A 21,107-nucleotide genomic window follows, 5' to 3' on the forward strand; every position below is an offset into this window, starting at 1 on the left:
GATGGCGCGGGTCGAGGGTCGCGGCCCGCAGCACGACGAGAAGGAGATCGCGGCGGCGCGGGCGCTGTCGCAGCAGGCGGCACAGGTGTACCGGGAGATTCTCGACCGGGCGCCCGAGCACGACCTGATCCCGAGCCTCGACCGCATCGAGGCCGTGGTGCAGCTGCTGGGCGATCCGCAGCGCGCGTTCGAGGCCGTGCACGTCACCGGCACCAACGGTAAGAGCTCCACCACCCGCATGATCGAACGGCTGCTGCGCGAGCACAACCTGCGCACGGGCCGGTTCACCAGCCCGCACCTGCAAGACGTGCGTGAGCGCATCGCCATCGACGGCGAGATCATCGACCAGCAGCGCTTCGTCGACGTCTACGACGAGGTCAAGCCCTACCTCGACCTGGTCGACACCCGGAACGCCGAGGCCGGCAAGCCGCGGATGACCTACTTCGAGGTGCTCGTCGCGCTGGCCTACGCCGCCTTCGCCGACACCCCGGTCGACGTCGCCGCGGTCGAGGTCGGGCTGGGAGGCTCGTGGGACGCGACGAACGTCATCGACGCCCGCGTCGCCGTGATCACCCCGATCGGCATCGACCACGAGCGCCTGCTCGGGCACGACGTGGCCACGATCGCCACCGAGAAGTCGGGCATCATCAAACCCGGTGCGGTCGCGGTGCTCTCGGAGCAGCACGACGACGCCACGGAACCCCTGATGTCCCGCGCCGCCGAGGTGGGGGCCACCGTTCTGCGCGAGAACCAGAACTTCTCGGTGAGCCAGCGCGAGGTCGCGCTCGGCGGTCAGCTGCTGACGCTCCAGGGCGCCGCCGCCGTCTACCCGGACATCTTCATCCCCCTGCACGGCGCCCACCAGGCCCAGAACGCCGTGGCCGCACTGGTCGCGGTCGAGGCCTTCCTGCTCTCCGACGGCCGCGATTGGTCCGCCACCGACAACTCCCGCGAGGGAACGGGTCTCGACATCGACGTGGTGCGTGCCGCGTTCGCCGACGTCGACTCGCCCGGCCGCCTCGAGGTCGTCCGCCGCAGCCCCACCGTGCTCATCGACGCCGCCCACAACCCGGCCGGGGCCCAGGTTCTCGCGGACAGCCTGGAAGAGGCCTTCGGTTTCAGCCGGCTGGTCGGCGTGGTGGCCGTGCTCGAGGACAAGGACGCCGAGTCCATCCTCGGTGCCCTGGAACCGGTCCTCGAGGAGGTCGTGATCACCCGCACCTCCTCGCCCCGTGCCATGGCCCCGGACGACCTGGCCGAGATCGCCGAAGACGTCTTCGGCGACGACCGGGTGACCACCTTCGAGCGCCTGGACGACGCCCTCGACTACGCCATGGGCAAGGCCGAGGAGGGCGGGATGATCGGCGGCGGAGTGCTCGCGACCGGCTCCGTCACCATGGCCGCCGACGTCCGCCGACTGTTCCGCGTCCGCTAGGCCTCAACCCTTCGTGATCAGGCAAAGTGTCCCCGGAGTTGTATAACTCCCGGGGACGCTTCGCATGATCGCCAATAAAAGAGGACGACCGCTCGGCGGACTTTTGGCTTTTTGTGGCCGAAGTTCTTCCCAAACTGGACAAAGCCTGACTACTGTCCCTCACAGGCACTACACAGGGGTAGTGGCCGGACACGGACGGGGAGGTCGGCATCGTGGCACGCGTCGGCACCCGCCCGGAGAACCGGCACCAGGCAAGGCTTCTCCGTCTGCTGCGCGACAGTGGCCCGCAGTCCCGGGCCGAACTCGGCGACGCCGTGGAACTGTCCAAGTCCAAGGTCGCCATCGAGGTCGAGCGGCTCGCCGACCTCGGATTCGTCGATGTCGTCGGCCTGGCCGCCTCACGCGGCGGTCGGCGCTCGCAGATGGTCGCCCTCTCCCGTAACCTGCGCTTCGTCGGCATCGACATCGGCGCCACCTCCATCGACGTCGCGGTACTTGACGGCGAACTCAACCTGCTCGGTCAGGACCGCGCCGACACCGATGTGCGTCGGGGTCCGGGCCCGGTGCTGGAGCAGGTCATCGACCTGGTCGCCAAGCTGCGCGTCGGCCGGGGCGAACCCGTCACCGGTGTCGGTGTCGGCGTGCCCGGCCCGGTCAGCCAGGCCGAGGGAGCCCTGGTCGCACCGCCGATCATGCCCGGCTGGAGTCACTTCCCGATCCGCGACATGCTCGGTGCGGCGCTCGGCGCCCCGGTCATGATGGACAACGACGTGAACGTGATGGCGCTCGGCGAGCTGCATTCCGGCACCGCCCGCAGCGTGCGAGACCTGCTCTTCGTCAAGATCGGCACCGGCATCGGCTGCGGCATCGTGGTCGGCGGTGAGATCTACCGCGGCGTCAACGGTTCGGCCGGCGACATCGGGCACATCCAGGTGGACGGGCACGGGCACGTCTGCGCCTGTGGCAACACCGGCTGCCTGGAGGCGGCCTTCGGCGGCGCGGCGCTCGCCCGGGATGCCGAGGCGGCCGCCCGCAGTGGTCGCTCGGACTGGCTCGCCGAACGCCTTGCTTCCTCGAACGTCCTGTCTGCCAGGGATATCGGTGCCGCCGCGGATGCGGGTGACCCGGTCAGTATCGGCCTGGTCCGCGACGGTGGAAACCGGCTCGGCAAAGTCCTCGCCTCGCTCGTCAGCTTCTTCAACCCCGGCCTGGTGGTGATCGGGGGCGGCGTGGCCGGTCTCGGTCATCCGTTGCTCGCCGAGATCCGCAGCGTCGTCTACCGCCGCTCACTCCCGCTCGCCACCGGCAATCTGCCCATCGTCCTGTCCGAGCTCGGCGGCACCGCGGGAGTTGTCGGTGCCGGGCGGCTCATCTCAGACTCGGTATTCGCCACCACCTGACGGTCTCTCCCCGGAGTTCCAGAACTCCGGGGACACTTTGCCTGATCGCGGACGAAAGCCGCATCACCACACCTGACCTCGACGAGGAGGCCCCACTGTGGACGACGACGTGCTTCTGAGGATGCGTGGCATCGTCAAGGAGTTTCCCGGTGTGCGGGCCCTGGACGGTGTGGACCTCGATGTCACCGCCGGCCGGGTGCACTGCCTGCTGGGCCAGAACGGTGCCGGAAAATCAACCCTGATCAAGGTTCTCGCGGGCGCTCACGCACCGGATACGGGAACGCTGAGCTGGCAGGGGGAGGAGGTGCGGTTCTCCTCGCCGTCCTCGGCCATCCACCGGGGAATCGCGACCATCTACCAGGAGCTCGACCTGGTGCCCGGGCTCTCGGTGGCCGACAATCTCTACCTCGGGCACGAGAACGCGTCCGCCGGGTTCGTGCGTCGCGCCGCCCAGGGCGAGGCGGCGCAGGAAGTGCTGAAAAAGCTCGGCCATCCGGAGATTCCGGTGAGTCGCGAGGTCGGTCGGCTGTCGGCCGCGCAGCAGCAGATCGTCAGCCTGGCCCGGGCGCTGGCCCGGGACGCGCGGCTCATCGTGATGGACGAGCCGTCGGCCGTGCTGGCCCACGACGAGGTGGCGAACCTGTTCCGGGTGATCCGCGATCTGGTGGCCGAAGGGGTTGCGGTGGTGTATATCTCGCATCGCCTGGAAGAGATCCGGCAGATCGGTGACGAGGTCACGGTGCTCAAGGACGGACGCACCTTGGCCAGTGGCCTCCCGGCCGCCGGTACCCCGACGCAGCAGCTGGTCTCGCTGATGACGGGACGGCCGGTGGAGTATCTGTTCCCGTCGCGGCCCCGGCGCACCGGGTCGGCAAAGGCCTTGCTCGACGTGGAGAACCTCTCGCTGGAGGGGAAGTTCGAGAGCGTCTCGCTGAGTGTCGCGCCGGGTGAGATCGTCGGCATCGCCGGGCTGGTCGGGGCCGGGCGCTCGGAGGTGCTGGAGACGATCTACGGGGCCCGGCGGCGCACGTCCGGTGCGGTGACGATGGGTGGACGCGCGTTGCCGGCCGGTTCGGTGCGGGCAGCGGTGAGGGCCGGAATGGGTCTGGCCCCGGAGGAGCGCAAGAGCCAGGCGTTGCTGCTCGGCGAGCCGATCGTCCGCAACGTGTCGCTGGCCTCGCTCCCGCGCATGACGAAAGTCGTTCCGGGGTGGCTGGACCGTCGGCGTGAGAAGGCCACGGCGCAGGAGGCCACGGGTGAGCTCGAGGTGCGCCCGGGTGACGTCACCCGGACCGTGCGGACCCTGTCCGGCGGTAACCAGCAGAAGGTGGTGCTGGCCCGCTGGCTGCTCGGAGACACCCGGCTGCTGCTGCTCGACGAACCGACGCGGGGCGTGGACGTGGGTGCCCGGTCGGAGATCTACGCCGTGATCCGGCGGCTCGCGGACCAGGGGATGGGCGTGCTGCTCGTCTCCAGCGAGGTGCCGGAGGTGCTCGGTCTGGCCGACCGGGTGCTGGTCATGCGGGAGGGCCGGGTGGTGCACACCGCCCCGGCCGGCGAACTCGACGAGCACCGCGTGCTCGACCTGGTGATGGAAGGAATCGTGGGATGAGCGTGGAACAGTCTGCCGCACCGACCGTCACGACCGGCGGGCCGACCGTGCTGGCCCGGATGCGCGGTACCGAGATCCGCAACCTCGGGCTGGTGGCGGTGCTGGCCGTGCTCGTGGTCATCGGCGCGATCACCAGCGAGAACTTCCTGACCGGCGACAATCTCGAGAACATCCTGGTGAGTTCGTCGGTGATCGGCGTGGTCACGGTCGGCGCCACCTTCGTCATCATCGGCGGGGGCATCGACCTCTCGGTCGGTGCGATCGTGGCCCTGGCCTCGGTCTGGGCCACCACCCTGGCCACCCAGTCGTACGGGCCGGGAATGATGGTGCTCTGCGCGATCCTGGTCGGCGCCGGGGCCGGGCTGGTCAACGGCCTGCTGATCTCCTACGGCCGGATGGTGCCCTTCATCGTCACGCTGGCGATGCTGGTCTCCGCCCGGGGCCTCGCGGCCCGCCTGGCCGACAACCGCACCCAGATCGTCACCCAGCAGCCGATCAAGGATCTGGCGACCACCGACGTCCTCGGTATCCCGCTCCTCGTCCTCCTTCTCGCGGCCGTTGCCGCCGTCGGCTGGGTGCTGCTGAACCGCACCACGTTCGGCCGGCGGGTGTTCGCGATCGGCGGCAACGCCGAGGCGGCCCGGCTGGCGGGCATCGACGTCCGGCGGAACACCGCGCTGCTCTATGTGCTCTCCGGAACCTGCTGCGGCATAGCGGCGATCATGCTGCTGGCCCGCACGACCACGGGTTCCAGCACCCACGGGAACCTTTACGAGCTCGACGCCATCGCGGCTGTGATCATCGGCGGAACACTGCTCAGCGGGGGCCGCGGCACGCTGATCGGCTCCGTCCTCGGGGTGCTGGTGTTCACCACCATCACGAACATCTTCATCCTCAACAACCTGGCGACCGAGACCCAGAACATCGCCAAGGGCCTGATCATCGTGGCCGCGGTGCTGCTGCAGCGCCGGGCCAATCGCGAGAGTTAGTGCCGTGTCGGCGAAAACGGACGTACGCCGACTCGGGCAACCCGCTCCGCGGCCCGTTCCCGATCCCTCGGGACCTCGCCCCGGCGAGCCACGGCAGGACAGCCGAAGCGTTGTGTACACCTGGTACATCCGGTACCGGATGTACCAGGTGTACACAACGCAGACCAGCCTGCCCCGGGTTCAGGCGGCCGTGTCCCCCGGATCCCGCACCAGTTCGGATCGGAGATGTCGTGTGCATTCGTTGCGGGTAGGGCGCAAGGAATGCACACGGTCTGAGCGAACCCGCCCCCGGGCGGCGATAACAGGCCAAAAAGCCTCGGCACATCTGCCGCGGAAACGAAAAGTTCCGTGACCGATCGACTCTTGGCCTCGTCCTCAATTGGAAACAACCGGAGGTTCCCGATGGACAGATTCGCTCTCGACCGCAGACGCCTCTTCGTCGGCTCGGGTCTGCTCGGTGCGGGCGCGCTGCTGGCCGCCTGCACGAGCAACGAGCCCGCCGAGGCCGACTCGAAGACCACGGCGCCGGTCAACAGCGGTAGTGGCAACGACGAACCGGGTAAGGACGTGGTGATCGGGTTCAGTGCCCCCGCGGCCGACCACGGGTGGATCGGGGCCATCACCACCAAGGCCGAGGAGGAGGCGAAGAAGTACCGGGACGTCGACTTTCAGGCCGTCGAGGGCAGCAACGACGTGAATCAGCAGATCTCTCAGGTGGAGACGCTGATCAGCCGGAAAGTCGATGTGCTGGTGATTCTTCCGTTCGACGGCAACGCGCTGACGGAGGTGGGGATCAAGGCGATGGAGGCCGGGATCCAGGTGATCAATCTGGACCGGGTGTTCTCCTCGCCGCGGGGTGCGCGCACCTGGATCGGGGGCGACAACTACGGCATGGGCGCGGCGGCGGGCTACTACGTCGCCCAGCAACTCACGGCCAAGGGGGTGAAGAACCCGGTGATCGCCGAGGTGCAGGGCATCGCCGACCTGCCGCTCACCCAGGACCGCAGCAAGGGTTTCGAAGAGGCCCTCAGAACTGCCGGTTTCAAGGTCTCGAACCAGGTCAGCGCGCAGTTCACGGTGGAGTCGGGGCAGCAGGTCACGAGCAACCTGCTCCAGGCGGCACCGAAGATCGACGCGCTCTGGAACCACGACGACGACCAGGGGCTGGGGGTGCTGGCGGCGATCGAGCAGGCGAAGCGCGACGAGTTCATCATGGTCGGGGGTGCCGGGTCGAAGAACATGATGGACCTGATCAAGGCCGACTCCGGGGTGATGAAGGCGACCGTGACCTACCCGCCGAGCATGGCCGCGTCGGCGGTGAAACTCGCCCGGCTGGTGGGGCAGGGCAAGGGGCTGAGTGACCTGGTGGAGCTCGGGGTGCCGGCCTCGATCACGCTCACCAGCGAGACGGTCACCCAGCAGAACGTCGACGCTTACCTCCCGCTGGGATTCGAGTCCTGATGGGGGAAAAGACCATGGGCGTCGGGATGATCGGGTACGCGTTCATGGGCGCGGCGCACTCCCAGGCCTGGCGCTCGGCCGGTCACTTCTTCGACCTGCCGGTGAAGGCCCGGATGACCGCGATCTGCGGCCGCGACCGGGACGCCACCCAGGCGGCAGCGACCAGGCTCGGCTGGGAGGGCGTGGAGACCGACTGGCGGGCGCTGATCGCGCGGGACGACATCCAGCTGATCGACATCTGCTCACCGGGCGACACCCACGCCGAGATCGCGATCGCGGCCCTGGCTGCGGGCAAGCACGTGCTCTGCGAGAAGCCCCTGGCCAACACCGTGGCCGAGGCCGAGCTGATGGTCGGGGCGGCGCGGAAGGCCCGGACGCACGGCGTGCGCTCGATGGTGGGCTTCAACTACCGCCGGGTGCCCGCGATCGCGCTGGCCCGCAAGCTGGTGGGGGAGGGGCGCCTGGGCGAGATCCGGCACGTGCGGGCGCAGTACCTGCAGGACTGGATCATCGACCCGCAGTTCCCGCTGGTCTGGCGGTTGCAGGCCGAGCGGGCCGGCAGCGGCGCGCTGGGCGACATCGGCGCGCACATCGTCGACGCCACGCAGTTCATCGTGGGTGACCATCTGGCCGGTGTCTCCGGGCTCACCGAGACGTTCGTGAAGGAACGTCCGCTGCCCACCTCGTCCTCCGGTCTCTCCGCCGGTGCGGGGGGTGGCAAGGGGGCAGTAACAGTGGACGACGCGGCCCTGTTCATCGGTCGGTTCCACGGGGGTGCGCTCGGGTCCTTCGAGGCCACTCGGTTCGCCGGTGGCCGCAAGAACGCCATCCGGATCGAGATCAACGGCAGTCTCGGCAGCCTGGCCTTCGACTTCGAGGCGATGAACGAACTGCACCTCTACGACGGCCGGTCCAGCAACGAGACCGGGGGCTTCACCCGGATTCTCGTGACCGAGCCGGAGCATCCGTACCTGCGGGCGTGGTGGCCGCCCGGCCACCTGCTCGGCTACGAGCACTCTTTCACCCACGAGATCGCCGACCTGCTCACCGATCTCGGGAACGACACCGATCCCACCCCGTCGTTCGAGGACGGCCTCCAGGTACAGCAGGTACTGGCCGCCGTGACGGAATCGGCGGCCGCGAGCTCGCACTGGCAGACCCTGCCGACCCGGGCCCGCACCGCAGCCTGAGTTCCCGCCGGTGCTGGAACACCGGCGGGAACCCCTGCCAGAGAGGAGAAGCAGCACCGCCGCATCCGAAGGATCCCCCTGACCGCTCCAGTCTAGGAGAACAGCATGTTCGACGCACCATCGCAGAACGAGGCATCCGCCCTGGCCAGAGCACTGCGGCTGAACCGTCGTCAGCTCTTCGCCGCGAGTACCGGCGTGGCTGCCGCGGCGGCTGCCGTGACCCTACCCACCGGCTCCGCGGAGGCGTCCGTGAAGGGCAGCACCGGCAAGATCCCGAAGGGCAAGCGCGGCATCATTCTCTACACGGTCCGCGACGCCATTTCCCGCGATCCGGGCGCGTTCGTGGGCCCGTCCGGATTCCAGGAGGTGTTCGCGGCCCTGGCGAAGATCGGCTACCGGCAGGTCGAGTTCGCCGGGTACACGCAGCACGCCAACGCCCCGGGCGGCGCTTCGCTGGAGTCCGTCGCCGGGGCCCGGCAGCTGCGGAAATGGCTGGACGACAGTGGTCTGCGGGCGCAGGGCAACCACGGGTTCATCCCGGCCTGGCCCCTCACCGCGGCCGACGAGGAGAAGTTCAAGCTGCACCTGGAGATCGCGAACATCCTGGGCATGCAGCACGTCGGCACCGGTGCGGACCCCACCAACAGCGCCTTCAAGGCCGACTGGGACCTGGCCGCGGAGAAGTGGAACGCCCTGGGGAAGATCGCGAGCCGGGCCGGGCTGAAGCTCTACACCCACAACCACGACGTGGCCTACAGCTTCCTGCTCGACCAGGGCCCGGCCGACGCGGCGGGTAACCCGACGCGCTCCAGCGGGATCCGCCGCCTGGAGTACTTCCTGAAGGTGACCGACCCGAAGTACGTGCACCTGGAGATGGACGTGTTCTGGGCGCACGTGGCGCAGTACAAGTTCACGACCTACACGGCGGCGGACGGCTCGCAGCGCCAGGACGTCTTCGACCCGGCCGCGACGGTGCTCTCGGCGAACTCCCGGTACCCGTTGTTCCACGCCAAGGACGGCGAACCCGACCTGGACGTCACGAACGGCTACGACATCGTGCCGTTCGGCACCGGGAAGATCGACTACAAGCGGTTCTTCCGGCGGGTCGGGCGTACCGACACCCGTAACCCGATGGTCGAGCAGGACACGGCTCCCGGTGGCACCGCCGCGCCGGCGCAGTCGCTGCAGCACGCGCGGCTGGGTCTGCAGCACCTGGCGGAGCTCTGATGCGCCCGCTGAAGCTCTTCCTGGCGCTGGTGCTGGCCTTCGGGGCCCTGGTCGCGGCCCCGGCCGCCGCCTTCGCCCACCCCGGGCCCGAGGGCGACGAAGATCCGCTGAACTGGGCCAACTACGAGAAGATCACCCTGACCAAGGACACGGGTGAGCCGATCGACATGGCCGTGCTGCCCGACGGAAAGGTGCTGACCACGGCCCGCGACGGGGTGGTGCGCCTGACCGACCCGGCGACCGGCGTGACCAGCCAGGCCGGGAAGTTCGACGTGTACAACAACTCCGAGGACGGGCTCCAGACCGTCACCCTGGACCCGGACTTCGCCGAGAACGGCTGGGTCTACTTCTACTACGCGCCCCGGCAGATGGACGCGCCGTACCCGGCGACCACCCCCACGGGCTCGTCACCGAACACCGTTCCGGCCGGGCAGGACGCGTCGTACTGGGACCAGTGGAAGGGCTACAACCAGCTCTCCCGGGTCAAGTACGCCGACGGGGCCCTGGATCTGGCGTCCGAGCAGGTCATCATCAAGGTGGAGACGCAGCGAGGCCAGTGCTGCCACGTGGCCGGTGACGTCGACTTCGACGGTGACGGCAACGTCTACCTCGCCACCGGCGACAACACCCCGGCGAGCGCGCCGGGGGCCGACGGTTTCGCGCCGAACAACGACCGGCCCGGATACAACCCGGGCTTCGACTCCCGGCGCGGGGCGGGCAACACGAACGACCTGCGCGGCAAGATCCTGCGGATCAAGGTCGCGGCCGACGGTTCGTACACGATCCCGGAGGGCAATCTCTATCCGGAGGGGACGGCGAAGACCCGCCCGGAGATTTTCGTGCAGGGTGTGCGCAACCCGTTCCGGATCGATGTGGACGCCGACACGAACAGCGTCTCGTGGGGTGACTACGGCCCGGACGCCGGGGTCGCCAACGCCCAGCGGGGCCCGATGGGCTACGTCGAGTGGAACACCACGGGTATCGACCAGCCGATGAACTCGGGCTGGCCGTACTGCACGGCCGACAGCAGGAACTACAACGAGTGGAACTTCGAGACCGCCACGCCCGGTGCGTTCTTCGACTGTGCGGCCGGTGCCGAGAACAACTCGCGCTGGAACACCGGCCTGGCCACGCTGCCGCCGGCCACGGACGCCGACCTCTATTACGGGGACGACGCCGACGACCAGCCCTGGCCCGAGCTGACCGATTTCGACCCTCAGGGTGGTCAGGGGCCGATGGGTGGCCCGGTGTACCACTACGACGCCGACAACGCCTCGACCACGAAGTTCCCCGAGTACTGGGACGACAAGGCGTTCTTCGCCGAGTTCTCGCAGGACTACCTGGCGGCGTTCACGGTGGGGTGGCCGGACGGCCCGGTCTCGAAGATCGAGCAGTTCCTGCCCAACGCCGACCTGACCACGAACGGGCAGCCGATCACCGACAGCCCGATCGACATCGAGTTCGGGCCGGACGGTTCGCTCTACGTGCTCGACTACGGGGACGGCTTCTTCCGGGCCAATCCGGACGCCGGGCTCTACCGCATCGACTGGGCCCCGGGCAACAAGTCGCCGCAGGCCCACATCACCGCCGACCCGATCAGCAGCAGCACGGCGCCGCTGACGGTCGAGTTCTCCGGCGCCGAGTCGGTCGACCCGGAGGGTGAAGACCTCACCTACGAGTGGGACTTCAACGCGGACGGCACGTTCGACGCCACCGGCGTGACCGCGTCGCACACCTACCAGGAGCTGGGTAAGTACACGCCCCGCCTGCGGGTCACCGATCCGGAGGGCAAGTACGGGCTGACCTCCACCAACATCAGCGTGGGCAACGTGGCCCCGATCGTCACGGTCACCACACCGGCCGACGGGTCGTTCTTCACCTGGGGCGACGGAGTGCCGTTCACCGTCACCACCAGCGATCCCGAGGACGGGGCGGCGACGGTGTGCTCGCGGGTCTCGTGGACGTTCGGGCTGGGTCACGACCGGCACGCGCACCCACTGAGTCAGGGCACGGGCTGCACGTTCACCATTCCCACGCCGGCCGACGCCCAGGAGCACGGGGTCACGGAGAACATCTTCGGGGTGGTGGTGATCCGCTACACCGATGCCGGGGCGAACGGGGTGCCGGCTGCGACCGGTGAGGTCTCGATGATCCTCAACCCCCGCGTGCAGCAGGCAGAATGGGCCGACGAACAGCAGGGTGTCGAGATTGTGGACGATGCGGGCGCCGGTGGTCTGCGGAAGGTCACCTCGTTCGACGTGGGCGACCACCTGGGCTGGGACCCGGTGAACCTGGCCGGGGTCAACTCGATCGCGGTGGCCTCGTCCGGCTCCGGGACGCTGTCCTTCCGCTGGGGTGCCCCCGACGCGACGCCGTTCGCGAAGGTCACGGTGAAGAGTGAGCAGATCACCGAGAAGGTGCTCGGACTGGGCAGCGGTAAGCCGGAGGGCACGGGGAAGCTCTACGTGACCTCGTCCGGTGGCGTGGTGCTGGATCAGCTGACCTTCTCCCCGCAGGAGGGGCCGGCCGACTCCACCCCGCCGGAGGTGACCGTCACCGGTGTGGAGACCGGTTCGTCCGTCGGCGACTCGAAAACCCTGACCCCGGTCTGGAAGGCGACCGACGACGGTGGCATCGACACCGTCACCGGCACCCTGGACGGGGCGGCGGTCACCTCGGGCGGCGCGATCGAGCTGTGGACCCTGCCCCTGGGGAAGCACACGCTGAGTGTGAAGGCCACGGACCAGGCCGGGAACACGGCGACGAAGACCGTGGAGTTCACCACGGTCACCTCGTTCGCCGACGTCAAGGCCCTGATCACCGCCTTCCGCAAGGACGGCAAGGTGACGAAGGCCGGGGCGGTACTGCTCCAGGCCGAGCTGGAGGCGTCGCGACAGCTGGCCGTGGGCAAGAAGACGGTCAAGGCGGTGGCGGCGCTGAAGATCTTCGACGCCTCACTGACCAGGACCGTGGTGAAGGACGCCGATGCCCGCCAGGTGCTGAAGCGTGACGCGGCCGATCTGATCAAGCAGGTGCAGAAGAAGTAGCCGCCGGTGCCCGGGCCCCTCCCACAGGGGCCCGGGCATCTCGACGTGGGAGGCCAGATGGCACGACCGATCACTCTTTTCACCGGCCAGTGGGCCGATCTGCCGTTCGCGGAGGTCTGCCGGCTGGCCTCCGGCTGGGGCTTCGACGGTCTGGAGATCGCCTGCTGGGGCGATCATCTCGACGTCGTGCGGGCCGTCGAGGACGATGCCTACCTCCAGGACCGCCAGGACATCCTGGCCCGGTACGGCCTCAAGGTCTGGGCGATCTCCAACCATCTGACCGGGCAGGCGGTCTGCGACGACCCGATCGACACCCGCCACCGCGACATCCTCACCGACCGGGTGTGGGGTGAGGGTTCCCCCGAGGGCGTGCGGCGAAGGGCCGCCGAGGAGATGACCTACACCGCCCGGGCGGCCGCGCGTCTGGGGGTCGACACCGTGGTCGGCTTCACCGGCTCGGCCATCTGGAAGTACGTGGCGATGTTCCCGCCGGTCTCCCAGGAGCTGATCGACGCCGGGTACCAGGACTTCGCCGATCGCTGGAACCCGATTCTCGACGTCTTCGACGAGGTCGGGGTGAGGTTCGCCCACGAGGTGCACCCGTCCGAGATCGCTTACGACTACTGGACGGCACGGCGTGCTCTTGAGGCTGTCGGGCACCGGCCGGCGTTCGGGCTGAACTGGGACCCGAGCCATTTCGTCTGGCAGGACCTCGATCCGGTGGGATTCCTGTGGGACTTCCGGGACCGGATTTATCACGTGGACTGCAAGGACGCCAAGCGTCAGGTCGGCAACGGCCGCAACGGGCGCCTGGGGTCGCACCTGGCCTGGGCCGATCCGCGCCGGGGCTGGGACTTCGTCTCCACCGGCCACGGAGACGTGCCCTGGGAGGCCTGTTTTCGCATGCTGAACGCGATCGGTTACGCCGGGCCGATCTCGGTGGAGTGGGAGGACGCGGGGATGGACCGGCTGGTCGGAGCCCCCCAGGCCCTGGAGTTCGTCCGTACGCAGTTGTTCGACCCACCGGCCGCGTCGTTCGACGCCGCCTTCAGCAGCAGATAGCTCAGCCCTGGGCGGTCGGCCGGACGACGATCTCATTGACGTCGATGTCGGCCGGCTGCTCGACGGCGAAGGCGATGGCCCGGGCGATCGCGTCCGGGCCCATCGCCACCCGCTCCACCTGGTCGCGCAGCTCGGGAGAGGCCGCGTCGGTGAACTCGGTGCGGGTCATCCCGGGGGAGACCGCCGTGACCCGGATGCTGTCGCCCATCTCCTGCCGCAGTCCTTCGGCGATCGTGCGCACGGCGTTCTTCACCCCGGCGTACACCACCTGACCGGGCACGATCCGCAGGCCGGAGGTCGAGACGGTCTGTACGAAGTGCCCGCTGCCCTGCTCGCGGAACAGCGGCAGGGCCGCGCTGACGCCGTACAGCACGCCACGCAGATTGACGTCGATCATGGCGTCGATCTCGGCGGTGCTCAGGGTCTCGAAGGGACGCACGGTGGCCACCCCCGCATTACTGACCAGCACGTCCAGACGCCCGAAGCGCTCTTTCGCGGTACGGACCAGCTTCTGTGCGTCCTCCCAACTGGTGACGTCCGTGGTCACCCAGTCCGCGCGTCCACCATTCGATCGGATCTTGTCGGTCAGGGCCTGGAGACGATCGGCCCGCCGCGCGGTGAGCAGCACGGTGGCACCTCTCGCGGCCAGCAGCTCGGCGGTGGCCTCACCGATGCCGCTGCTGGCGCCGGTGATGGCGATGACCTTGGACATACGTTTCTCCCGGGCTAAGTGGACAGGTGTCCGTTTGATTGACGATAAACGGACGCGTGTCCGCTTGCAAGTGCCGCGCTCGGTAGGGTGGGTGGCATGGCCACATCGGTGCGCAGGGCGGACGCCGAGCAGAACCGCGCCCGTCTGCTCGAGGTGGCGCGCGCGGCGCTGACGCGTTCCAGTGACGCCACGCTGAATTCGATCGCGAAGGAGGCCGGCGTCGGGCAGGGCACGCTGTACCGCCATTTCCCGACCCGGGAGGCTCTGCTGGTCGAGGTCTACCGGGTCGACCTGCGAGACCTGCTGGACGCGGCTCCCGGGCTGCTGGAGGGGAATGCTCCGGACGTCGCGCTGCGGCGGTGGCTGGAGCGGCTGGCCGCCTACGGGCGCATCAAGCACGGGGCGGCGGCCGCGGTGCGGGCGGCGACCCGGGCCGACCTGTCGGCGGAGTACTACGCCGAGACGGTCGGGGTGATCGGCACGCTGCTGGCCGCCGGGCAGGAGGCGGGGCTGCTGCGGCCGGACGTGGACGCTGAAGAGGTGCTGCTGCTGGTCGGTTTTCTCTGGCGGGTGCCGAACGAGGACTGGGAACGGCGCACGGCGCACCTGCTGGATCTGGTGCTCGACGGGCTCCGCGAGCGCCCGGTGACCTGAACACCGGTTCGGGTTTGACAGGATGGTGGGGTGCGTAACCCGATGCGGATGATGGCCGCGACCACCCTCATCAGTGAGGCACTGGTGATGTTCTTCGCCGGCCTGGTGGCGAAGGACCTCTCCTCACTGTCCACCGGCACCGCGCTGGGCATCACCTGTGGCCTCGCCGTGGTCTGCTTCGTGACCGCCGGACTGCTGCGCAGCCGCGCCGGGTACGTGCTCGGGTCGGTGCTGCAGCTGGCGATCTTCGCTGTCGGTATCTGGGTGCACACGATGCTGTTCCTCGGTGTGCTCTTCGGCGCGCTGTGGATCGCGTCACTCGTCATCGGCTCCCGGCTGGAGCGCGAGGGGGCGCAGCGGTGGGCCCTGCACGAGGCGGAGCAGGCGAAACAGGAGCGCGACGGGGAATTCACCGAGCCCGCCTGACGTCTTCGCCCGGCGCCCGTCCGGCGCCCGGTCCGACCCGCCCGGAGATTCCCTCACCTTCGGCCCGGGACAGCCCGGGAAACCTGGGTTAGCGTCCTGGCCATGCGCATCGTGATCGCCGGAGGGCACGGAAAGATCGCTCTGATCCTGGGACGGATGCTCCACGACCGCGGGGACGACGTGGTCGGCATCATCCGTAACCCGGCTCACGCGGACGACCTGCGCGGGATCGGGGTCACCCCCGCCGTGCTGAACCTGGAGACCGCGGACGTCGAGGCGGTGACCCGGCTCCTGGCGGGTGCCGACGCGACCGTCTTCGCGGCCGGGGCCGGGCCGGGAAGCGGTGCCGCGCGCAAGGACTCGGTCGACCGGGCTTCGTCCGTGCTGCTTGCCGACGCCGCCGAGAAGGCCGGTGTGCCACGGTTCGTGCAGGTTTCGAGCATCGGTGCCGACGCGGTGGCCGACGGAGCCCGGCCCGACGGCATCGACGACGTGTTCCACGCCTACCTGCTGGCCAAGCTCGCCGCCGAGGACGACCTGCGTCCCCGTGACCTGGGCTGGACCATCCTGCGTCCCGGAGCGCTCATCGACGGGCCGGGCACCGGTCAGGTGCGGCTGGCGCCGAGTGTGAACCGCGGCTCGGTACCCCGGGCCGACGTGGCCGCCGTGATCGTGGAGCTGCTCGACGCGCCCGGCACCGCGAAGAAGGTGCTGGAACTGGTCGGCGGCAACACCGAGATCGCCGCGGCGGTCCGCCGGGCCTGAGTCTCAGGCCGCCGGGGTGGGGTCGTGCTGCTCGGCGTTCTCGGGGGCGCGGCGTGGCATCGGGATCACCCGGGAACCGGTCGGTTCCTCGTCCGTTGCCGGTAGATCCTGGCCCTCGTCGCGCAGGGGTGGACGAAAAGTGGCCAGCAGGGTGAGCCGGTTGGTGTTCTCGACGGCGGCGGACAGAACTGATGTCAGCACGGTGGACAGCGGGGGCCGGTCCATGACTTCCTCCAGCAAATGGTTCGGTGACAGTACGCAACCGCAGCGTCACGTCGCTGATTCCATCGCTTGGTGTCAGCGGAGTCTTGAGGCCTTCAGGGTGACCTTCGCGCATCCGGCGCACCGGACATCGAGTGGTGTTCGTTAGGCTCTGCTCCGCCCGTGTCAACATCATCGAGAGGGACAATGACCATGGCCTCGGAGCGGACGCTCGTTCTTGTCAAGCCGGACGGCGTGCGCCACCGCCAGATCGGCGAGGTGCTGCGCCGGATCGAGGCGAAGGGGTATGACGTCGTCGCCCTGAACCTGCTGGTGCCCACCGCCGAACTGCTCGAGAAGCACTACGAGGAGCACGTCGGCAAGTCCTTCTACAGCAACCTGGTCGAGTTCATGATGTCCGGCCCCGTGGTGGCCGCCGTCGCCGAGGGCGAGCAGGTCATCGCGGCCTTCCGCTCGCTGGCCGGCGCGACCGACCCGATCAAGGCCGCCCCGGGCTCGATCCGTGGCGACCTGGCCCGCGACTGGGGCACGGCCGTGCAGCAGAACGTCGTGCACGGCTCGGACTCCCCGGAGTCGGCCGAGCGGGAGATCGGGCTCTGGTTCCCCGGCCGGTAGGGGCCCGGTAGTACCCGTCCGGCTCGCCTGAACTGGAGGACGTTGCCGGGGCCCCGTCCATGGATGGGGTGGCCCGGTGGCGTCCTTCGTCCATTTTGTCGGTGGTGGCCACTACGGTTCGCGTCGAACGCTTGTTCGAATGAATGAACTTGTAGACCTCCAGGGGACGTGGACTGATCGTGACGACGCTGGCGACGTATTCCTTCCTGAGCCCTTCCGTGCTCACCGGGCCCGGCGGCCTGCGGCTGCAGACGAGCGGTGGGCCCGAGCTGAACCCGCGGTTCTTCAGCGGTGACGTGACCCTGCCGGCGGCGGCCGCATCCGGTCTGCTGGTCATCTCGGCCGTGGCGGCAGCCGACTTCCGGCGCCAGCAGACCCGGCTGGGCCTGCTCGACCCGGTGGTGACGGCGGGGGAGAGCAAGCTGCGGTTCGAGGCGTTCTCGGGCTGTACCGGCGTGCACGCCCGGCTCGACCTGCTGCCCGGGGCACTCGACGGCAACGGTTTTCTGCGGCACGGCACCACGAACATCGACATCAACCCGCCGCTGCGCAAGGCTCTCACCCGGGTCCGCGAGGGTCGGCTGCATCTCGACGTCGGCCCGGACGACGTCGCCGTCACCACGGCCACCGAGCGGGTGGTCGAGCGCAAGGTCCCGCTGTCCAGCGCCTGGCTCCGGGGCTTCACCGAGACCCAGGTCATCACCGCGGGTTTCGACGTTCGGGCGGAGACCGACCGGGCCACGGCCACCGGGTTCCTCGCCCGGCTGCCGAAAGGCGGCGGTCAGGAGCAGCTCTGGGTGGTTCCCGCCGGGCGCGGGCTACGGCTCACGGCGCGGGCGGGCGCCGGTGCGGTCGGTCTGGGCGGTGCCCATCGGCTGCAGCTGCTCACGCCGTTCCTACGGTACGCCAAGACGTTACGGGTCTACGGGCCGGCGGCCGGTTCCTCCGCCGTCGGCACCTGGGAGCTCTCCGCGCCGGGCCTGCGCCTTTCGCTGACCCTGTCGCCGCAGGCCAATCGTGGCTTCTCCGGGGAGGGAGCAGCACTGACCCAGCTCGCCGGTTCCGACGGCGAGGCCGACGCCGACCTGGTCAGCACCCTCCTGGCCTGGGACACGAGCATCGACGTGACCGACCTGGCCGCGTCGTCCGGGTTGTCTCCCGACCGGGTGCGTGCCGCGCTCACGGTGCTCGCCACCGCCGGTCGTGTCGGTTACGACGTGGCCGAGGCCGGGTACTTCCACCGTTCGCTGCCGCAGGGGCCGGGTGTCGAGCAGCTCAACCCCCGTCTGCGCCGGGCCCGGCGATTGGTGGCCGAGGGGGCGGTCACCCGGGTCGAGCAGGGCACCCAGGTGGTCGGGTCATCGGGTCGCACCTACCTGGTGCGCGAGGTCAGCGGCGCGATGACCTGCGGCTGTACCTGGTGGGAAGATCACCACGGTGATCGTGGCCCGTGTGCTCACGTGCTGGCGGCCGGGCTCCTGGACGGGCAGCGAGAGGCGCCGTCCGCAGCGGCATCCCGTGAGGGCGTGGCCCGATGACCGGCGACTGGGAGGCTCTGCGGGAGTATCTGAACGAGCGCCGGGTGGAGCAGATCGGGCTGTTCGTCACCGGGCTGGACGAGAAGCAGCGGGCCGATCTGGCGAAACAGCTCACCACGTACGTGCGCTCGGAGATGCCCGAGCCGAGGTGGTCGGACGACCCGGGCGCGTCCTCGTTGCCGTCGGTCGCGGTGGCGGCGGTCGGGCTGCTGCCGTCATCGGCGGCTGCCGCCACCCTGCTGTGTCGTGCGACGCTGCGCATGCACTGGCGCTTCCTGCCGGTGCCCCGGATGACGGCCGTGGCCGGGACCAGAGGGGTCGACTGGCTGCCCGACCTCGCCACCCGGATGGCCGCGAAGATGCCGAGAGATTCGGACGAGCAGGGCTGGCGCGGGGTGGCCGACCTGATCGTGGCGACCGGAGCCGCGGTGCCGGAGCACGAGGCTTTCGTCAACGGCTGGGCCGGATGGCTCCGTGACCCGGTCTGGACCCGTGGCTGGCCGGAGGTCGAGGGTGAACGGATCACCCAGATGGCCGGTCGTCTGCTCGACGGCCCCTTCCTGTCCGTGCTCCTGCCCCGGATCTTCGAGATCAACGGCCTGGGTCTGGTTCTGGGCACGTCCGAAGCCGCCGTGGCGCCGTCGCTAGTGGCCCTGACCAAGGCTGAGCGCATCGATCGGGCCCAGCTTCTCGACGGCTGCCTGATGCGACTGCGTCAGCCCGACCGACCGGGCGCCCTGCGGTTCTTCACCGGCCTGCACGACCTGCTGGAGCCTACGCCCGACGAACTTGCCGACCGGGTAGAGGATTACGGTGATCTGGCGGCGTCCTCGCCCTCGCCGGTCTCCTCGTTCGCCCTGCGGCACCTGCGCACGCTGCTCGATCAGGGCCGGCTCGACGTGGACGTGCTGCTGGGGGTGGCTCCGGCCGTCCTGGAGCGACCCGAGAAGGGGCACGTGCGCAGCATGCTGACGCTGCTCGACAAGGCCGCACGCCGGCACCCGGACCGCACCGGCGAGATCGTCACGCTGCTGGCGGCGGGCTTCGCCTCACCCGTCTACGACGTGGCGGAGAAAGCCCTGGGCCTCGTACTGGGCCGGGTCGGGAAGCTGGGGCCGGAGGTACTCCAGCGGCTCGGCGGTCAGGCCGTTGGCCTGCCCACCGACCTCCGGCGCCGGGCTCTGGAAGGTGGTCTGCCCGGGGCGGGTGAACCCCCGGCCCCTCCGGAGCCGTCCCCGGTTCCCGTGGCCGGGTACGAACCCTGGCCGGCGCCGATCACCGGTCTGGCCGAGTTCGAGGCCGCGGTCGACGGTCGCCTCGGGCTGACCGGCTGGATGGGGCGCGAGCAGGTCATGGCCGCCCTGGTGACCGTCAGCATCGATCACTTCGATGCGGTGCGGGATCTGCAGCAGCGGCTCTGGGCCCTGGCCAACGGGGTGCACGGGTACGGGGGCAAGAACGGGTACTGGTCGATCGACTGGGAGCCCGGCCAGGCGGGCTTCCTGCGGGACGCGCAGTGGCCGTACGATCCGCTGCTGCTCACCCACTCCGAACGTCCCCACCGCGTCGAGAAATTCGTGACGGCACGCGATGCCTTGCTGCACGGCGAGCGCATCCCGCACGTGAACACCTGGTCGCACTACCCGCACATGGTGGTGGTGCTGCGGATGGCGGAGATCGGTCTGGGGCTCGGCGGGCAGCTGCCCGACTTCGAGGGCCCGACGCCACGTCTGCTGATGGCGACACCGACCGACCTCTCCGGCCGGGTGTCCGCCGAGGTGCTGCTGGAGCGCTTGCGGCAGGCCGAGCGGGAGGGCTGGCAGCCCTGGCCCCTCGACCTGGAGCAGGCCCTGCTGCGGTTGCCCCGGAGGGTTTCCCCGGACCTGAACCAGGCGGCGGCGGAACTGACCTCACCGGCCGGGCGGCGTTTCGCCGACTGGCTCGGGGCCGGGGCGGCACCGCTTCCGGTGCTGCGCGTGCGCGGCGGGCTGCGAGCCCGGGAAGGTACCTACCGGGCGGAGGAGAGGCGGCCCGGCGGTGTCCGTGTCGTCGTCGCGGAACTGGAGAGCAAACCGCGGTCCGGACTGCACGGGTCGCTCTTCCATATCGACCGGAACCAGCATCCGGGCATGGAGACCGGGTACGGATCGCTGCCCCCCTTCGACGTCTTCCCCGATCACCGCGAGGTCATCTCGGCCTGGGCCCTGACCTCGATCGGCCAGGTCCGCGACGGTGACGCCGCCACCTGTCTGCCGTCGGGCGGCGACACCGGCGAACCGGCCGGCCACGCGACCGCTCTGCTGATCGCCTACCACCTGGGCGCCGATCGGGCCGGGGGTCGCGCCGCCGGGGTGGATGCCGTGATCAGCCTGGCCGCGGCCGGCCGGCTTGACGGTTCCGTGCTCGGCGAACATCTCGGCGCTCTGATCGCGGACGGCCCGATCGTCGGTAGCCGGATCTACCCGGAACTGGCCGAGGCGGCGGGAGCCGGTGCCGGGGAAGTGGTCTGGCAGGTGATCGCGGCGATGCTGCCGTACGTGCTCGATGGCCGGCCGACGGGTCTGCCCGACCTGCTGACACTGGCCGCCGACCTGGCCGGCCGGTTCTGCGACGGTCAGGCAATTCCCGGTCTCGCCGTCCTGGCCGGCCGAAAGGGTTCGGGGAAGGCCGTGGTTCAGGCCCGGCGACTGGAAGAAGCGATCCGGGGCCGGGTGCCGGCCGGCGATCTCGTGGGAGGGGTCCCGAAGTGAGG

At 69.6% G+C, this 21,107-nt stretch carries 17 protein-coding genes; 15 read left to right on the forward strand and 2 right to left on the reverse strand.

Going from position 1 to position 21,107, the window contains the following annotated elements; all coding sequences use genetic code 11:
- Position 1 precedes the first annotated feature (1 nt).
- The 9 genes from LR393_RS02140 (at position 2) to LR393_RS02180 (ending at position 13,423) form a co-directional block, all read left to right on the forward strand.
- Positions 2-1,435, forward strand: coding sequence for a bifunctional folylpolyglutamate synthase/dihydrofolate synthase (locus LR393_RS02140; RefSeq protein WP_231481160.1), 1,434 nt, complete (start codon positions 2-4; stop codon positions 1,433-1,435).
- Between the two features lie 212 nt (positions 1,436-1,647).
- Positions 1,648-2,835, forward strand: a complete 1,188-nt coding sequence (locus tag LR393_RS02145) for an ROK family transcriptional regulator (RefSeq protein WP_231481163.1) — start codon at positions 1,648-1,650, stop codon at positions 2,833-2,835.
- Positions 2,836-2,956: 121 nt separating this feature from the next.
- On the forward strand, positions 2,957-4,447 hold the full coding sequence (locus tag LR393_RS02150; RefSeq protein ID WP_269326567.1) for a sugar ABC transporter ATP-binding protein: 1,491 nt from the start codon (positions 2,957-2,959) through the stop codon (positions 4,445-4,447).
- Entirely contained in the window at positions 4,444-5,436 is a 993-nt protein-coding gene (locus LR393_RS02155) for an ABC transporter permease (RefSeq protein ID WP_231481166.1), read from the forward strand. The genes LR393_RS02150 and LR393_RS02155 overlap by 4 nt, the downstream gene beginning before the upstream one ends.
- A 402-nt stretch (positions 5,437-5,838) precedes the next feature.
- On the forward strand, positions 5,839-6,897 hold the full coding sequence (locus LR393_RS02160; protein ID WP_231481168.1) for a substrate-binding domain-containing protein: 1,059 nt from the start codon (positions 5,839-5,841) through the stop codon (positions 6,895-6,897).
- Positions 6,897-8,087, forward strand: a complete 1,191-nt coding sequence (locus LR393_RS02165) for a Gfo/Idh/MocA family protein (protein ID WP_231481170.1) — start codon at positions 6,897-6,899, stop codon at positions 8,085-8,087. Before LR393_RS02160 ends, LR393_RS02165 begins: the two co-directional genes overlap by 1 nt.
- Before the next feature lie 105 nt (positions 8,088-8,192).
- On the forward strand, positions 8,193-9,314 hold the full coding sequence (locus tag LR393_RS02170) for a sugar phosphate isomerase/epimerase family protein (protein ID WP_231481172.1): 1,122 nt from the start codon (positions 8,193-8,195) through the stop codon (positions 9,312-9,314).
- Complete coding sequence (locus LR393_RS02175) at positions 9,314-12,361, forward strand: PQQ-dependent sugar dehydrogenase (protein ID WP_231481174.1); 3,048 nt, start codon at positions 9,314-9,316, stop codon at positions 12,359-12,361. The genes LR393_RS02170 and LR393_RS02175 overlap by 1 nt, the downstream gene beginning before the upstream one ends.
- A gap of 57 nt (positions 12,362-12,418) precedes the next feature.
- Positions 12,419-13,423, forward strand: coding sequence for a sugar phosphate isomerase/epimerase family protein (locus LR393_RS02180; protein ID WP_231481176.1), 1,005 nt, complete (start codon positions 12,419-12,421; stop codon positions 13,421-13,423).
- 1 nt (position 13,424) lies between these two features.
- Here LR393_RS02180 and LR393_RS02185 read toward each other — a convergent pair whose 3' ends face one another.
- Positions 13,425-14,135, reverse strand: coding sequence for an SDR family oxidoreductase (locus LR393_RS02185; RefSeq protein ID WP_231481178.1), 711 nt, complete (start codon positions 14,133-14,135; stop codon positions 13,425-13,427).
- Positions 14,136-14,231: 96 nt separating this feature from the next.
- Between LR393_RS02185 and LR393_RS02190 the strand changes: the two genes are divergently transcribed.
- The 3 genes from LR393_RS02190 to LR393_RS02200 all read left to right on the forward strand — a co-directional run bounded on the left by LR393_RS02190 (position 14,232) and on the right by LR393_RS02200 (position 15,980).
- The gene (locus LR393_RS02190) at positions 14,232-14,789 is read left to right on the forward strand and encodes a TetR/AcrR family transcriptional regulator (protein ID WP_231481180.1); all 558 of its coding nucleotides are present in this window, start codon (positions 14,232-14,234) and stop codon (positions 14,787-14,789) included.
- A 30-nt stretch (positions 14,790-14,819) separates the two neighbouring features.
- Positions 14,820-15,215 (forward strand): DUF4233 domain-containing protein, encoded by a 396-nt coding sequence (locus LR393_RS02195; protein WP_231481189.1) that lies wholly within the window; start codon positions 14,820-14,822, stop codon positions 15,213-15,215.
- Between the two features lie 102 nt (positions 15,216-15,317).
- Positions 15,318-15,980 (forward strand): NAD(P)H-binding protein, encoded by a 663-nt coding sequence (locus LR393_RS02200; RefSeq protein WP_231481191.1) that lies wholly within the window; start codon positions 15,318-15,320, stop codon positions 15,978-15,980.
- A 3-nt stretch (positions 15,981-15,983) separates the two neighbouring features.
- On the opposite strand, the gene LR393_RS02205 is transcribed toward LR393_RS02200, so the two are convergent.
- Positions 15,984-16,205 carry a hypothetical protein gene (locus LR393_RS02205; protein ID WP_231481193.1) on the reverse strand — a complete coding sequence of 74 codons (222 nt, stop codon included), beginning with the start codon at positions 16,203-16,205 and terminating at the stop codon, positions 15,984-15,986.
- A 189-nt stretch (positions 16,206-16,394) separates the two neighbouring features.
- Between LR393_RS02205 and ndk the strand changes: the two genes are divergently transcribed.
- From ndk to LR393_RS02220, 3 genes are all read left to right on the forward strand, one after another.
- Positions 16,395-16,817: a nucleoside-diphosphate kinase gene (ndk, locus tag LR393_RS02210; protein ID WP_345718780.1), complete on the forward strand. Its 423-nt coding sequence runs from the start codon at positions 16,395-16,397 to the stop codon at positions 16,815-16,817.
- A gap of 179 nt (positions 16,818-16,996) precedes the next feature.
- Entirely contained in the window at positions 16,997-18,355 is a 1,359-nt protein-coding gene (locus LR393_RS02215) for a hypothetical protein (RefSeq protein WP_231481197.1), read from the forward strand.
- Positions 18,352-21,105, forward strand: a complete 2,754-nt coding sequence (locus tag LR393_RS02220; RefSeq protein WP_231481199.1) for a DUF6493 family protein — start codon at positions 18,352-18,354, stop codon at positions 21,103-21,105. The genes LR393_RS02215 and LR393_RS02220 overlap by 4 nt, the downstream gene beginning before the upstream one ends.
- Positions 21,106-21,107: the final 2 nt, after the last annotated feature.

Origin of the sequence: Kineosporia mesophila (genome assembly GCF_021129235.1) — a bacterium.
GTDB classification, from domain to species: domain Bacteria; phylum Actinomycetota; class Actinomycetes; order Actinomycetales; family Kineosporiaceae; genus Kineosporia; species Kineosporia mesophila.